The sequence below is a fragment of the Tabrizicola sp. TH137 genome, from assembly GCF_002855575.1.
Taxonomy (GTDB): Bacteria; Pseudomonadota; Alphaproteobacteria; order Rhodobacterales; family Rhodobacteraceae; genus Paragemmobacter.
The window spans coordinates 22,615-37,506 of record NZ_PKRQ01000007.1; the positions used below are offsets into that span (position 1 = coordinate 22,615).

The following is a 14,892-nucleotide window of genomic DNA, read 5'->3' on the forward strand; positions in this document are numbered from 1 at the left end:
GGTGCGGCCCGCCATCCTCAGTCGGCATAGACGCCGGCGGTTTCGATGATCGGCTTCCAGCGGGCAATCTCGCCCTCCAGCTTGGCCTTCAGCGCCTCCGGCGTCGCATCCGCCGCGGGCGAGGGCGCGGTGCCCAGTTCCGCCAGCTTGGCCGCGATCCCCGGATCGGCCAGCGCCACCTGCAACGAGGCAGACAGCCGCGCCACCACATCGGCGGGCGTGCCCTTGGGCGCATAGACCCCGTGCCAGACCGAAACCTCAAGCCCCGGGAAACCGCCCTCGGCCACCGTCGGCAGGTCCGGGAAGATGTCCAGCCGCGCGGGTGTCGTCACCGCATAGGCCTTGATCGTGCCGCCCTTGATCTGCTCGGCCGTGTTGGTGGTCTGGTCGCACATGATGTCGATCTGCCCGCCCAGAAGCTCGGTCATCGCGGGACCGGTTCCCTTGTAGGGCACCGTCACGATGGGCGCTTCCAGCGCCTGCATGAACAGCATCCCGCACAGATGCGACGCCGCCCCGATCCCGGCATTGGCCATGGTGATCGTGTCGGCATTTTCCTTCACATAGGTCACGAGGCTCGTGAAATCCGCAGGTTCCAGATCCTTGCGCGCCACGATGGTCATCGGCACTTCGGTCACCAGACCCACATATTCAAAGGCTTCCAGCGGGTTATAGGCAAGGTTGCGATAGAGCGTGGCGCTGGTCGCCATCCCGATGTGATGCAACAGGATCGTGTAGCCATCCGCCTCGGCCGTGGCCACCTGCCCCGCGCCCAGCGTGCCGCCCGCGCCGCCCACATTCTCGACGATGATCTGCTGGCCAAGATCGGCCGACATGCGCTCCGCGATCAGACGGCCCACCGTATCGGTCGGCCCGCCTGCCGCGAAGGGCACAACCATGGTGATCTGCCGTTCGGGATAGGCCTGCGCGAAGGTCACGGATGCCGCAAGCGAAAGGCCGGTCGCCAGACCGGCAAGCAAGGTCTTCTGTGCCATGATGTCCTCCCAGACGTGGCTTGTGATTGCCCCGCAGAGCCTCCTCGCCCTGTGGTTGCCCACAGCAAATCCGTCACGAGCGCGTTACGGAAAGGGTCAATGGCGTGACGCCCGCGCGAAAACCCCGCGCTGCGCCGGGCCTTGGGTGGAAAAGGTGACATCGGGCCGGATGGCATGGGTGGGTTTCCACCCATCGGGGGTGGCCCTACCCCTCCGCGTCGTCCGGATCGACGATCAGGCGGCGGTCCAGCCCATGCTTCTGCATCTTCTCATACAGCGTCTTGCGGCTGATCCCCAGCGATTCATAGACCAGCCGCAGCCGCCCCCGATGCGCGGCAATCGCCGCGGCGATCACGCTGCGCTCGAATTCCGCAACCCGCTCGGCCAACCGGGGCGCCGTCGCCCCCGCCCCCTCCAGCCAGTCGAGGCCAAGGATGAAGCGATCCGCCGCATTGCGCAACTCGCGCACATTCCCCGGCCAGTCGCAGGCCGACAAGGCCGCCAGCAGTTCCGGCGGCGGCAGACGATCCTCCACCCCGTGCCGCGCCGCCGCCTCGCGCAACAATTGCAGGAAAAGAACGGGGATATCTTCGCGCCTCCCGGCCAGCGCCGGCACCTGCACCCGCGCCACGGCCAGCCGCCAGTAAAGGTCCGCCCGGAACGTCCCGGCCGCCACCGCCGCCTCCAGATCGGCGGAGGATGTCGCAAGAAACCGCACATCCAGCGCCACCGGGTCGTTCGACCCCAACCGCGTGATCACCCGGTCCTGCAACACCCGCAACAGCTTTGCCTGCAAATCCACCGGCATCGCGGCGATCTCGTCCAGCAGGATCGTGCCGCCCCGCGCATGTTCGAACCGCCCGAAACGGGGCCGCATCGCGCCGGGAAAGGCTCCCGCCTCATGTCCGAACAACTCGCTTTCGATCATCGTCGCCGGGAGGGCCGCGCAATTGATGGCGATGAAGGGCTTCGCCGCGCGGGGCGACAGGTCATGCATCACCCGCGCCACCACATCCTTGCCCGCCCCCGTCGGCCCGAGGATGAGCGCATCCGCCTCCGATGGCCCGAGGCTGCGCAACCGCCGCCGCAACTCCACCATCGCCGCAGACCGGCCCGGCAGCCGCGCCTCCACATCGTCGCGTTGCCCCGCCACGGCCCGCAGCCGTCGGTTCTCCATCACCAGCGCCCGATGTTCCAGCGCGCGGCGGATCACCGTGGCCAGCGTCTGCACCGCAAAGGGCTTCTCGATGAAGTCATAAGCCCCGCGCCGCATCGCCTCGACCGCAAGGCTCACCTCGGCATGGCCGGTGATCAGGATCACGGGCAGCTCCGGGTCCCGCTCGCCCAGATGCTGAAGAAGGGTCATCCCGTCCATCCCCGGCATGCGGATATCCGTGACCACCACGCCGTTCAGCCCCGGCCCCGCCTGCCCCAGCGCCGCCTCGGCCGATCCATGCGCGCTCACCTCGAACCCGGCAAGGTCCAGCGCCTGTTCCGTGGACCGCCGCATCGCCTCGTCATCGTCGATCAGAAGAACGGTCTGCCTCATTCCGCGGCCATCCCCCCTTCGGCCCGCCCCGCCGCCATCAGCACCACCGAAAAGACCGCGCCGCCTTCGGGGTGATTGGCCACCCGCAGATCACCACCGAAATCCTTCATGATGTTGTAGCTGATCGACAGGCCCAGCCCGAGGCCCGATCCCACCGTCTTCGTCGTGAAGAACGGATCAAAGATCCGGTCCGCAATCGCCGCCGCCACCCCCGGCCCGTGATCGCGCACCGTCATCACCACCTCGCCCCCCTCCGCGCGGGCACCCAGTTCGATCTCGCCCGCCCGCCCTTCCATCGCATCCGCCGCATTCGACAGAAGGTTGACGATCACCTGCTGCAACCGCACCGGTCCCCCGCGCACCAGCGGCAGGTCGGGCGCCAGATCGACCTGCACCGCATGACCCGAGGCCTTCAGCCGCGTCTCGGCCACCTGCAAGGCATCCGCCACCACCGGGGCCAGCGGAAAGACCTTCAACGGCTCCTCCGGCTTGCGCGCCACGTTGCGCAGATGGCGCGCAATCGCCGCCATCCGGTCGATCAGCGACAGGATCTGACCGATGTTCTCGCGCGCCCGCGCCACCTCCCCCCGTTCGATCAGCAAGGCCGCGCTGTCGGCCCAGTTCCGCGCCGCCGCCAGTGGCTGGTTGATCTCATGGCTCAGCGCCGCCGACATCCGCCCCAGCGCCGCCAGCTTGCCCGCCTGCACCAGATCGGCCTGCATCCGGTGCAATTCCTCATTCGCCCGCGTCAGGTCTGCCGTCCGCTCCGCCACCTGCCGTTCCAGATCGGCCTGCGCCGCGGCCTGCAACGCGATCCGCTCCGCCAGCCGCGCCCGCCGCTGCCACAGCGCCCAACCCAGCGACAGGGCCACCCCAAGCAGCAGCACCGTCGCCGCCACCGTCAGCCGCGCCTGTCCCCGCAAGGGCGCAGTGTCCAGCCAGACATGCACGGTCCAGCCCGCTTCGGGCATCGCCCGTTCCACTTCCAGATAGTCCCGCGCTACCCCGCCCGAGGACAGCGACAGCAGCGCAAACCGCCCCTCGCTTGCCCGCTGCACCGCCAGTTCCGCAAGGGCGATCTCCGCATAGCGGCGCGAGGCTTCGGTCCGCGCCACGCGCTCTGCCGTCAGGGGCAACAGGCCGCGATAGCGCCAGGTCGGATCGGTCGCCATGAAGACGATCCCTTCCGGATCGGAGACAAGGATTTCATATTCCGCACTGCGCCAGGCCGCTTCCAGATCATCGACCCCGATCTTCAGCGCAACCACCCCGATCACCCGGCCGGACCCATCCCGCACCGGCGACCCGAAGTAATAGCCCCGCACCCCCGATGTGGTGCCCAGCGCGAAGAACCGCCCCGTCCCTCCGGCCAGCGCATCGGTGAAATAGGGCCGATAGGTGAAGCTTTCGCCGACGAAACTGTCCGGCCGGTCGAAATTGGATGCGGCAAGGGTCACCCCGTCCGGCGCGATCAGATAAAGATCGGATGATCCCGCCAGATCATTCGTCGCCTTCAGCCACAGATTCATCGAGTCGATGCCCGCGGCGGTTTGCGGAACGGCGAAGAAATCCCGCACCTCGTCATCGCGGGCCAGCAGCGCGGGCAGCGCCTCGAACCGCCGGATATGGCCTTCCAGCGCATTGACCGTCTGCCGCAGCGTAACTTCGGCCCGCGCCTGCCCCTCGCGCAGTGCGGCGCGGGTGGCCAGCCGGTCCACCGCCAGCGTCACCAGCAGGCACAGCGCGGCCAGCAGCATCACGATGCGTCCCTGCCTTCGCCGTGCCATGTCCCCCCGCGCGTCACGAACCGATCGGCGAAAGCATGTCGGATCGCCACCCGCCTGTATAGGCCCCCGAATGACCGCGCTAACTCCTTCCGATCCGGCCCCCCTGCCTGTAAGCTGTGCGCGATGTCATCGGCAGCGGGGAGGCTGTCGCGTGCTTGATTACAGCCATGACCCCTGGCTCGTCCTGGCCGCCTTCGCCATCGCGCTGATGGCGGGCTTCACCGGCCTGTCGCTCACCCGCGGTGCCAATGCCCTGCCCGTCGGCCAGCGCAAGGCCGTCATCTCCATGGCGGCGGTGGCCCTCGGCGGCGGCATCTGGTCGATGCATTTCGTCGCCATGCTGGGCCTGCAACTGCCCATCCTCTATACCTATGACGCGCTGGTGACGCTGCTTTCGGCGCTTGTCGCCATCCTGCTCACGGGCCTCGCGCTCCTGATCCTGCATTTCCGCCCGCGCACGCCGCGCAGCCTCGTTCTGGCCGGGGCCATCGTCGGCGGCGGCATTTCCCTGATGCATTACATCGGCATGTCGGGGATGGAACTCTGCCGCCCCGTCTATACCGCCCCCGGCATCATCGGCGCGCTCGCGGCCTCCATCGCGCTCTCCATCCTCGCCATCCGCCTCGCCTATTCCGAACGGGGCCATCGCAACATCCTGCTCGGCGCGGCGGGCTTTGGCAGCGCGGTGTTCATGGTGCATTTCTTCGCCATGGGCGGCACGGGCTTCGTGCCCGATCCGCAATCCGGCGCGCTCGGTCCCGCGCTGGAAAACGGGACCCTTGCCATCCTCGTCACGCTTGCGGCCTTCCTCATCTCGGCGGCCTTCCTGCTCAGCGGCATCACCTTCTTCCCCGCCCCGGAAACCGCCGCCACCACCCCGGCCCCGGCACCGACCGGCGAACCGGCCCCGCAGCCCTTTCCCGCCCCGGCCCGGTCCGAACCGCCCCGCCCCGAAGGCACCCTCCGCATCCCGCATGAACGGGAAGGGCGCACCTTCTTCCTCGATCCGGCCACCATTTCCGTCGTCCGCGCCGAAGGCCATTACACCCTGCTCCAGCGCGGAACCGAAACCCTCTTCTGCCCCTGGTCCATCTCCGAGGCGGAAGAGCGGCTCGCACCAGCCGGCTTCCTCCGCGTGCATCGCAGCTATCTGCTGAACCCCGCCCGCGTCACCCGCTTCGAACGGCTCAAGGACTCCGGCGAATGCAGCGTCGAGGGCGCCGACACGCTCCGCATCCCCGTCAGCCGCACCCGCCTCGCCACGCTGCGCGACGCGCTGGGGCTCTGATCCCGCCCGCGCAACTCGTGCAGCCATTTCGCAGTTCGTGCAATTGCCTTCCCGCTTCGTTCGGCGGCGCTCAACTTGCACGAGACCCGCCATAGCTTCCTCCCAACGGCGACCGGCATCGCATCGGCCGCCGAGGGGAGGAGAACATGATACCACCGGCCTTTGAATATCATCGGCCGACCGACCTTGCGTCGGCGGTCGGACTCTTGGCACAACTCGGCGACGAGGCGCGGGTCATCGCGGGCGGGCACAGCCTGATCCCCATGATGAAACTGCGCATGGCGGAACCCGCCCATCTTGTGGACCTTCAGTCGGTGGGCGAGTTGAAGGGCATCACCGTCGCCAGCGACCATGTCCAGATCGGCGCGATGGTCACGCAATCCGACCTGATCGCCCATGACGGCCTCGCCCGCGCCATCCCGCTCATCCGCGAGGCAGCGTTGCAGATCGCCGATCCGCAGGTCCGCTATGTCGGCACCATCGGCGGCAATGTCGCCAATGGCGATCCGGGCAATGACATGCCGGGGCTGATGCAATGCCTCGACGCGAGCTTCACCCTCACCGGGCCCTCCGGCAGCCGCGATGTGGCCGCCCGCGACTTCTACCACGGGCTCTACAGCACCGACCGCGCGGATGACGAAATCCTGACCCGCATCACGATCCCCGTCCCCGCAGGCGGCTACGCCTATGAAAAGCAAAAGCGCAAGATCGGCGACTATGCCACCGCCGCCGCCGCCGTGCTGCTCAACCGCCGGGGCGGCACTGTCTCCTTCGCCTCCATCGCGATGACCAACCTGTCCGACATGCCGGTCTGGTCGCAGGCGGCGGGCGAGGCATTGCTGGGCACCGATTGCGGCACCGAGGCCGTCACCGCCGCCATCGCCGCCATGCTGGCCGATATCGACCCGCAGGCCGACAATCGCGGCCCCATCGCCTTCAAGCGTCACGTCGCGGGCGTCATCCTCGCCCGCGCCATAGCCCGCGCCTGGTCGCGCACCTGAAGGAGGGGATCATGGCCAAGAAGATTCACGTCACGCTCACCGTCAACGGCGAGGCGCAGGAATTCCTCGCCGAACCGCGCGAACTCCTGATCCATACGCTGCGCGAAAGGCTGGGGCTGACCGGCCCGCATATCGGCTGCGAAACCAGCCATTGCGGCGCCTGCACCATCGACATGAACGGTCGCTCGGTGAAGGCCTGCACCGTCTTCGTGGCGCAGGCCGATGGCGCCGACATCACCACCATCGAAGGCCTTGGCGGCCCCGATGGCCTGCATGTCCTGCAACGGATGTTCCGCGAACATCACGGGCTGCAATGCGGCTATTGCACGCCGGGCATGATCACCCGCGCGCATCGCCTGCTCCAGGAAAACCCCGCGCCGACCGAGGAAGAGGTGCGCTTCGGCATGGCCGGCAACCTCTGCCGCTGCACGGGCTATCAGAACATCGTCAAGGCGATCCTGGCCGCTGCGGCCGAACTGAATGCGAAGGAGGCCGCGGAATGAACGACCTGACGCCGACACGCGAAGAACGCATCGCCAATCTCAAGGGCCTCGGCTCCAGCCGCAAGCGCGTGGAAGACGCGCGCTTCACCCAGGGCAAGGGCAACTATGTCGATGACATCAAGATGCCCGGCATGCTGTTTGGCGATTTCGTCCGCTCGCCCTATGCCCATGCCCGCGTCAAGTCGATCAACGCGGATGCCGCCAAGGCCATTCCCGGCGTGATCGCGGTCCTCACCGCTGCCGACCTCGCACCGCTCAACCTGCACTGGATGCCCACGCTGGCGGGTGACAAGCAGATGGTGCTGGCCGACGGCAAGGTGCTCTTCCAGGGGCAGGAGGTGGCCTTCGTCGTCGCCACCGACCGCTACATCGCCGCCGACGCCATCGAGAAGGTGGAGGTGGATTACGAGGAACTCCCCGTCATCACCGACCCGTTCAAGGCGCTGGAACCCGATGCCGCCGTCCTGCGCGAAGACCTCAACGGCATCATGTCCGGCGCGCATGGCCCCCGCCGCCACCACAACCACATCTTCCTGTGGGAAACCGGCGACAAGGAGGCGACCGAACAGGCGCTCGACGCCGCCGAAGTGGTGGCCGAGGAAATGGTCTATTACCACCGCACCCATCCCTGCCCGCTGGAAACCTGCGGCTGCGTGGCCAGCATGGACAAGGTCAACGGCAAGCTCACCGTCTGGGGCACCTTCCAGGCCCCGCATGTGGTGCGCACCGTGGCCTCTCTCCTATCGGGGATCGAGGAACACAACATCCGCGTCGTCTCGCCCGATATCGGCGGCGGTTTCGGCAACAAGGTCGGCGTCTATCCCGGCTATGTCTGCGCCATCGTCGCCTCCATCGTCACCGGCAAGCCGGTGAAATGGGTCGAAGACCGGATGGACAATCTCATGGCCACCGCCTTCGCCCGCGACTACTGGATGAAGGGCCGCATCAGCGCCACCAAGGACGGAAAGATCACGGCCCTGCATTGCCACGTCACCGCGGACCACGGCGCCTTTGATGCCTGCGCCGACCCGACGAAATTTCCCGCAGGCTTCTTCCACATCTGTACCGGCAGCTATGACATCCCGGTGGCATATGTCGGCGTGGACGGCGTCTATACCAACAAGGCCCCCGGCGGCGTCGCCTATCGCTGCTCCTTCCGGGTGACCGAGGCCGCCTATTTCATCGAACGGATGATCGAGGTTCTGGCGATAGAACTGAACATGGACGCAGCCGAACTCCGCCGCATCAACTTCATCCGCAAGGACCAGTTCCCCTATCAGTCGGCACTCGGCTGGGAATATGACTCCGGCGATTACCACACCGCCTGGGACAAGGCGCTGGAGGCGGTCAACTACACCGGCCTCCGCGCCGAACAGGCGCAAAGGATCGCCGATTTCAAGGCCGGCAAGACGCGCAAGCTTCTGGGCATCGGCCTGACCCACTTCACCGAAATCGTCGGTGCAGGTCCGGTCAAGAACTGCGATATCCTCGGGATGGGCATGTTCGACTCCTGCGAAATCCGCATCCATCCCACCGGATCGGCCATCGCCCGCCTCGGCACCATCAGCCAGGGCCAGGGCCACGCCACAACCTTCGCCCAGATCATCGCCTCGGAAATCGGGCTTTCGGCGGATTCCATCACCGTGGAGGAAGGCGATACCGACACCGCCCCCTACGGCCTTGGCACCTACGGCTCCCGTTCGACGCCCGTTGCCGGGGCGGCGACGGCGCTTTGCGGGCGGAAAATCCGCGCCAAGGCGCAGATGATCGCGGCCTGGCTGCTGGAAGTCCACGAAGGCGACCTCGAATGGGACGTGGACCGCTTCCAGGTCAAGGGCGCGCCGGAACGGTTCAAGACCATGAAGGACATCGCCTATGCGGCCTATAATCAGGCGATCCCCGGCATCGAACCGGGGCTGGAGGCGGTCTCCTACTACGACCCGCCCAACATGACCTATCCCTTCGGCGCCTATATCGCCGTGATGGAGATCGACGTGGACACCGGCGAACACGAGGTGCGCCAGTTCTATGCGCTCGATGACTGCGGCACCCGCATCAACCCGATGGTGATCGAGGGCCAGGTCCATGGCGGCGCGACCGAAGGCTATGCCATCGCGATGGGGCAAGAGATCGCCTATGACGAGATCGGCAACGTCAAGACCGGCACGCTGATGGATTTCTTCCTGCCCACCGCATGGGAGACGCCGCATTACACCACCGACCACACCGAGACCCCCTCGCCCCACCACCCCATCGGGGCGAAAGGGGTGGGCGAAAGCCCGAATGTGGGGTCGGTTCCGGCCTTCTCGAACGCGGTCCACGATGCCTTCCGCGCCTTCGGCCTGCGGCAATCCCACATGCCGCATGACCATTGGCGCATCTGGAAGATCGCCCGCGCTCTGGGCCTGCACGGGTGAACAGGCGGGGCGGGCAAACTCCGCCCCATGCACCGCCTCGGGCGGCGGGGTGAACCCCGCCCTACGGGACGCATGACGCAGGGCGGGGTTCACCCCGCCTTGCGCAACGGAAGGACCTCATGACCGCCGAAACCGTCCAATCCGGCCTTTCCGCCCAGGGCTATGTCGCCTCGCCCGACCTCGCCATGGCGCTGCATCTTGCCCTGACCCTTGGCCGCCCCCTCTTGCTGGAAGGCGCCGCAGGCGTCGGCAAGACCGAGGTTGCCCGCGCGCTGGCGGCATGGAAGGGCTGCGACCTCATCCGCCTGCAATGCTATGAAGGATTAGACGCCGCGCAGGCGATCTATGAATGGAACTATCCGCGCCAGCTTCTTGCCATCCGCGCCCAGGGCGACCATGCGGATGAAGCCAGGCTCTTCTCGGAAACCTACCTCCTCGAACGCCCCCTCCTGCGCGCGATCCGCCAACCCGTCGCCCCTGTCCTGCTGATCGACGAGATCGACCGCGCGGATGAGGAATTCGAAGCCTACCTTCTTGAAATCCTGTCCGATTTCGCCATCACCATCCCCGAGCTTGGCACGCTGCGCGCCACCACGCGCCCCATGGTCATCCTCACCGCCAACGGCACCCGCGACCTGTCCGATGCACTGCGCCGCCGCTGCCTCTATGCCCATGTCGATTATCCCGACACGGAGACCGAACTCCGCATCCTCACCACCCGCCACCCGGCGCTGAACCACCAGCTTGCGGGTCAGATCGTGGGTTTCGTCCAATCCCTGCGCAAGGAAGAACTGGAAAAGAAACCCGGCGTTGCCGAGATGCTGGATTTCGCCGCCGCCCTTGCAGGCCTTGGCGTGGCCGACCTCTCCGCCGACCCCGCCATCCTTCAGGCCGCCCTCGCCACCCTGCTGAAAACCCAATCCGACCGCGCCATCATCACGACCGAGGTCGCCCAGCGCCTTGCGGGGAAGGCCGCATGAGGGGGCAGGTCACCCGCTTCGCCGCCCGCGACGCAGGCCCTCTGGCCCGCCTCGCGGGCTTCATGGCGCATCTCCGCGCCAACGGCTTCCGCCTCGGCATCGCCGAAACCGAAACGGCGCTGGCAGCCCTCGCCGCCACCGACTGTTCCGAACCCGAAACCCGCCGCGCGCTGAAATCCGTCTGCTGCGGCAGCGCCGAAGACTGGGCCCGCTTCGACCCCGTCTTCGACAGCTACTGGCGGAACGGCGGCCGCGTCCGCAGCAAGGCCGTGCCCTCCAACACACCCCCCGCCAAGGCCACGCGAGAGGCCGAAGGCACGGCCAGCGGCGGCTCGGGCAAGACCGACAGCCCCGACAGCACCAAGGACGGCGAGGCCGATACCGGCGGTGAAGGCCGCCTTATCGCCACCCGTATCGCCAACCTCCGCCGCCGCGACCTGCGCGAGGTGGTTTCCGCCGATGACATCCGCCTCGCCGAAACCGTCGCCCGCCGCCTCGGCGCGGCCCTGCGCGACCGCCGCTCCCGCCGCGCCAAGGCCGCCGCCAAAGGCGCGAGGATCGACCTGCGCCGCACCCTGCGCGCCAGCCTCTCCACCGGCGGCGAACCCTTCCGCCTGAAACGCCGCCGCCAACCCGACCGCCCCCTCCGCATCGCGGCCCTTGTCGATGTCTCGGGCTCCATGCAGCCCTATGCCCGCCCCTTCCTCGCCTTCCTCGCCGGGCTCATGCGCGCCGATCCCGCCGCCGACGCCTATCTCTTCCACACCCGCCTCGTCCGCGTGACCGAGGCGCTGCGGGATGAAGATCCCTTCCGCGCCCTCAACCGCATCACCCTTCTGGCCGATGGCTTCGGCGGTGGCAGCCGCATCGGCGCGGCGCTCCAGCACTTCGCCACCACCCATGCCCGGTCGCATGTCGATGGCCGGACCGTGGTGATGATCCTCTCCGACGGCTATGACAGCGCGCCGGGAACCGAGATCGGCATCGCCCTCGACCGCCTGTCGAAACGCGGCTGCCGCATCCTCTGGCTCAACCCGCTCAAGGGATGGCGCGACTATGCCCCCGTCGCCGCAGGCATGGCCGCCGCCCTGCCCCATCTCGACCTCTTCGCCCCCGCCGCCACGCTCGATGACCTCGCCGCCCTGGAAACGGAGCTTGCCCGCCTATGACCGCCCCCCGCCTCGCCGACCGTTTCGACAACACCCTCGCCCGCCTGCGCGCATCGGGCCGCCCCTTCGCCATCGCAACCGTCGTCCGCACGCTCGACGCCACCAGCGCCAAGCCGGGGGCCAAGGCCCTGATCCTGCCCGATGGCACCATCGCCGAAGGCTGGATCGGCGGCGGCTGCGCGCGCGGCGCCGTGGGCCGCGCAGGCGTCGCAGCCATCACCACGGGCCAGCCGCAATTCCTCTCGCTCCGCCCCGAAGACCTGCTCGCCGCCGAAGGCGTCACCCCCGGCGAAGAACGCGACGGCATCCGCTTCGCCCGCAACGGCTGCCCCTCGCGCGGGTCGATGGATATCTTCGTCGAACCCGTCCTGCCCCGCCCGCGCCTTGTGGTCTTCGGTGCCGGTCCCGTGGCCCTCGCCCTGACGGAACTCGCCGCCCGCTTCGACCTGCACCGCACCCTCGCCGCCCCCGGCGCCGCCGCCGACCTGCCGGAGGATGCCGCCGACAGCCTGCAAGACGGCTTCGCCCTCGACACCGATGCCGAAGGCCAGCGTTTCATCGTCATCGCCACGCAAGGCAAGGGGGACGAGGCCGCCCTGCGCGCCGCCCTCGCCGCGGGGGCAGATTACATCGCCTTCGTCGGATCGCGGCGCAAATTTGCCACCCTCGCCGCCCGCCTGACCGAAAGCGGCGTCCCGGCCGAGGCGCTCGCCACCATCCGCGCCCCCGCAGGCCTGAACATCCACGCCATCACGCCCGAGGAAATCGCCCTCTCGATCCTCGCCGAACTCACCCTCATCCGCCGCAGCGCCGACCGGAAGGAGGATGCCCATGGCTGACGCACCCGCGCCCCCCGCCAAACCCGGCCTGCTCGCCCGCCTTCTGCCCAAGCCGACGCCGGAACAGATGGCCATCCTCGCCACGATCAAGCTGCCCTGCTGCTGATTCATCGCTGGATCGAAAAGCACAACCCAGGGCTGCAATCGCGTCCTCTTCCACAGGGTCGAAGGCAGGGTTTTGCCATGCCCTCAAGGACAGCCCGATCCGCTTTTCCTACCTGAAACCAAAGACCATCGTCCGCTGACGCGGCCTCCGGCAGGCTCGCCCACCAGTAGGGCAATCCTTGCCTTGGCGCGGAACGCGTGGCACCCGCGCGCAACCCCAAGGTGATCGAAACTTGCAATCTCCGATTGCGCATCCCAACCGAAACAACCCATGGCTGTTCGAAACGGAAAACCGCCCTCAGACGGCGACCTCGACCCCCGTCCCGGCCCCGGCCAAGGCCGCCGCCAGATCGGCGGGCGGCATCCTGTCCGTCACCAGCAGGTCGATCTGTCCGAACCCCGCCACCCGGATCACCCCGCGCCGCCCGAACTTCGTCGCATCCGTCGCCACGATCCGCCGCCCGCCGCAGCCCAGCACGGCGCGGGCGAACTCTGCCTCCTGCAAGTCGTAATCCATCACGCCCCCCGCATCCACCGCCCCCGCCGAAATCACCGCATGTTCGACCGAAAACCGCGCGATGAAATCCAGCGCGGGCGCGCCCAGCGCCGCCCCACTGTCGCCGCGCAACTCGCCCCCCGCCATGAAGACCCGGTTCCCGTTCACCGTGGCCAGCGTCCGCGCGATATCCGATGAATTCGTCACCACCGTCAGACGCCGATGGCCCAAGAGCGCCCGCGCGATGAAACTCGTCGTCGTCCCGGTGTCCAGCATGACCGACGCGCCATCCGCGATCCCCGCCGCCACCGCCCGCGCGATCGCCCGTTTCGCCGCCGCATTCTCGCGCATCCGCCGGTCAAAGGGGGCCTCGCCCGTCTGCCCCGCCAAACCCACGGCGCCATGACTGCGCACCACGGCCCCGGCATCCACCAGCGCCCGGATATCCCGCCGCGCCGTCTCTGCCGAAACGCCCATCGCCGCGGCAACCTCGGTGATCGCCACCCGCCCGCGCCCGTCCAGCCATTCCATCAATTCCGACTGCCGCCGCGACACCATCGCCCGAACCATGACCGATTTCTGTGGAAACTCTGACTGGTTCAACAACATCTCTCGCCCATCCGGTCAAGGAAATTCCAACCCTCCACGGAATCGGATTGACAGCCTGCCGCCCCCCCCCGCTAACCTTGCCCCGGCAGACCCCGCGCAGACCGGCGCGCAACAAGAACCCGACACCGCCCATCCGAACCTCTGACAGGGAGTTCACCATGCCCCGCACCCTCCGTTCCACCCTCCGCCCCTTGGGCCTTGCCGCCCTCATCGCCTCGACCACCGCCCTCACCGCCATGGCGCAGGAGTCGACCGATCCGATCAAGCTCACCCTCCACGACTGGACCGGTCAGCTCATCACCACCCAACTCATGGGCGAGGTCCTGAAAAAGGCAGGCTACAGCGTCGAATATGTGCAGGCCGACTACCTCGCCCAGTTCCCCGGCCTTGAAGCCGGCGACCTGCATGTCGCGATGGAAATCTGGGAAACCACGGGGCGCGAGGCGATGGATGCCTCCGTGGCCACCGGCAATGTCGAAATCCTCGGCCCCACGGGCATGCAGGCGAAAGAGGAATGGTGGTATCCCACCTACATGAAGGAGCTCTGCCCCGGCCTGCCCAATTGGGAGGCGCTGAAAGACCCCGCCTGCGCCGAAGCCTTCTCCACCCCCGAAACCGCGCCCAATGGGCGCTATCTGGGCGGCCCCGTCACATGGGGCGGGTTCGACGAGGAACGGGTAGAGGCCTTGGGCCTGCCCTTCGAGGTGATCCATGCCGGCACCGACGCCGCCCTCTTCGCCGAACTGGAAAGCGCCTATCAACGGCAGGCGCCGATCCTCCTGTGGATCTACGCCCCCCATTGGGCGCCCGCGAAATACGAAGGCGAATGGGTCGAATTCCCCACCTATTCGGTGGAGTGCTACAACGACCCCGCCGTGGGCGTGAATCCCGACCTCGCCTATGACTGCGGCAAACCCTTCGGCGATATCTGGAAGGTCGGCTGGTCGGGGCTCAAGGACAAATGGCCAGGCGCGCACAAGGCCATCACCGCCTTCACCATCGACAATGCCGAAATGGGCGCGATGATCACCGAGGTGGACCTGAACGGCAAGACGATCGAGGCCGTGGTCGCCGACTGGATGGCCGCGAATGAGGCACGGTGGAGCGGCTGGATCGCCCAGTAATCCGCCCTCTCCCATCGGCACCGGGGCGGC

12 protein-coding genes are annotated in these 14,892 nt (G+C 67.7%); 8 read left to right on the forward strand and 4 right to left on the reverse strand.

The features are described from left to right. Window positions 1-17 precede the first annotated feature (17 nt). From C0V75_RS18745 to C0V75_RS18755, 3 genes are all read right to left on the reverse strand, one after another. Window positions 18-995, reverse strand: coding sequence for a tripartite tricarboxylate transporter substrate-binding protein (locus C0V75_RS18745; protein WP_101922507.1), 978 nt, complete (start codon window positions 993-995; stop codon window positions 18-20). 205 nt (window positions 996-1,200) lie between these two features. Then, window positions 1,201-2,544, reverse strand: a complete 1,344-nt coding sequence (locus tag C0V75_RS18750) for a sigma-54 dependent transcriptional regulator (RefSeq protein WP_101922508.1) — start codon at window positions 2,542-2,544, stop codon at window positions 1,201-1,203. Further along, window positions 2,541-4,331 (reverse strand): ATP-binding protein, encoded by a 1,791-nt coding sequence (locus C0V75_RS18755; RefSeq protein ID WP_101922509.1) that lies wholly within the window; start codon window positions 4,329-4,331, stop codon window positions 2,541-2,543. Before C0V75_RS18755 ends, C0V75_RS18750 begins: the two co-directional genes overlap by 4 nt. Before the next feature lie 151 nt (window positions 4,332-4,482). On the opposite strand from C0V75_RS18755, the gene C0V75_RS18760 reads away from it, so the two are divergent. The 7 genes from C0V75_RS18760 to C0V75_RS18790 all read left to right on the forward strand — a co-directional run bounded on the left by C0V75_RS18760 (window position 4,483) and on the right by C0V75_RS18790 (window position 12,528). Continuing rightward, window positions 4,483-5,619 carry an MHYT domain-containing protein gene (locus C0V75_RS18760; protein WP_101922510.1) on the forward strand — a complete coding sequence of 379 codons (1,137 nt, stop codon included), beginning with the start codon at window positions 4,483-4,485 and terminating at the stop codon, window positions 5,617-5,619. A gap of 146 nt (window positions 5,620-5,765) precedes the next feature. Further along, entirely contained in the window at window positions 5,766-6,620 is an 855-nt protein-coding gene (locus C0V75_RS18765; RefSeq protein ID WP_101922511.1) for a xanthine dehydrogenase family protein subunit M, read from the forward strand. An 11-nt stretch (window positions 6,621-6,631) separates the two neighbouring features. Beyond that, window positions 6,632-7,123: a (2Fe-2S)-binding protein gene (locus C0V75_RS18770; RefSeq protein WP_101922512.1), complete on the forward strand. Its 492-nt coding sequence runs from the start codon at window positions 6,632-6,634 to the stop codon at window positions 7,121-7,123. Beyond that, window positions 7,120-9,540, forward strand: a complete 2,421-nt coding sequence (locus tag C0V75_RS18775) for an aerobic carbon-monoxide dehydrogenase large subunit (protein WP_101922513.1) — start codon at window positions 7,120-7,122, stop codon at window positions 9,538-9,540. The genes C0V75_RS18770 and C0V75_RS18775 overlap by 4 nt, the downstream gene beginning before the upstream one ends. A gap of 119 nt (window positions 9,541-9,659) precedes the next feature. After that, window positions 9,660-10,520 (forward strand): MoxR family ATPase, encoded by an 861-nt coding sequence (locus tag C0V75_RS18780; RefSeq protein WP_101922514.1) that lies wholly within the window; start codon window positions 9,660-9,662, stop codon window positions 10,518-10,520. After that, complete coding sequence (locus tag C0V75_RS18785; protein ID WP_101922515.1) at window positions 10,517-11,689, forward strand: VWA domain-containing protein; 1,173 nt, start codon at window positions 10,517-10,519, stop codon at window positions 11,687-11,689. The genes C0V75_RS18780 and C0V75_RS18785 overlap by 4 nt, the downstream gene beginning before the upstream one ends. Beyond that, window positions 11,686-12,528 carry an XdhC family protein gene (locus C0V75_RS18790; protein ID WP_101922516.1) on the forward strand — a complete coding sequence of 281 codons (843 nt, stop codon included), beginning with the start codon at window positions 11,686-11,688 and terminating at the stop codon, window positions 12,526-12,528. The genes C0V75_RS18785 and C0V75_RS18790 overlap by 4 nt, the downstream gene beginning before the upstream one ends. Before the next feature lie 403 nt (window positions 12,529-12,931). Here C0V75_RS18790 and C0V75_RS18795 read toward each other — a convergent pair whose 3' ends face one another. After that, on the reverse strand, window positions 12,932-13,699 hold the full coding sequence (locus C0V75_RS18795; RefSeq protein ID WP_216821481.1) for a DeoR/GlpR family DNA-binding transcription regulator: 768 nt from the start codon (window positions 13,697-13,699) through the stop codon (window positions 12,932-12,934). A 197-nt stretch (window positions 13,700-13,896) separates the two neighbouring features. Between C0V75_RS18795 and C0V75_RS18800 the strand changes: the two genes are divergently transcribed. Then, window positions 13,897-14,862, forward strand: a complete 966-nt coding sequence (locus C0V75_RS18800) for an ABC transporter substrate-binding protein (protein ID WP_101922517.1) — start codon at window positions 13,897-13,899, stop codon at window positions 14,860-14,862. Window positions 14,863-14,892: the final 30 nt, after the last annotated feature.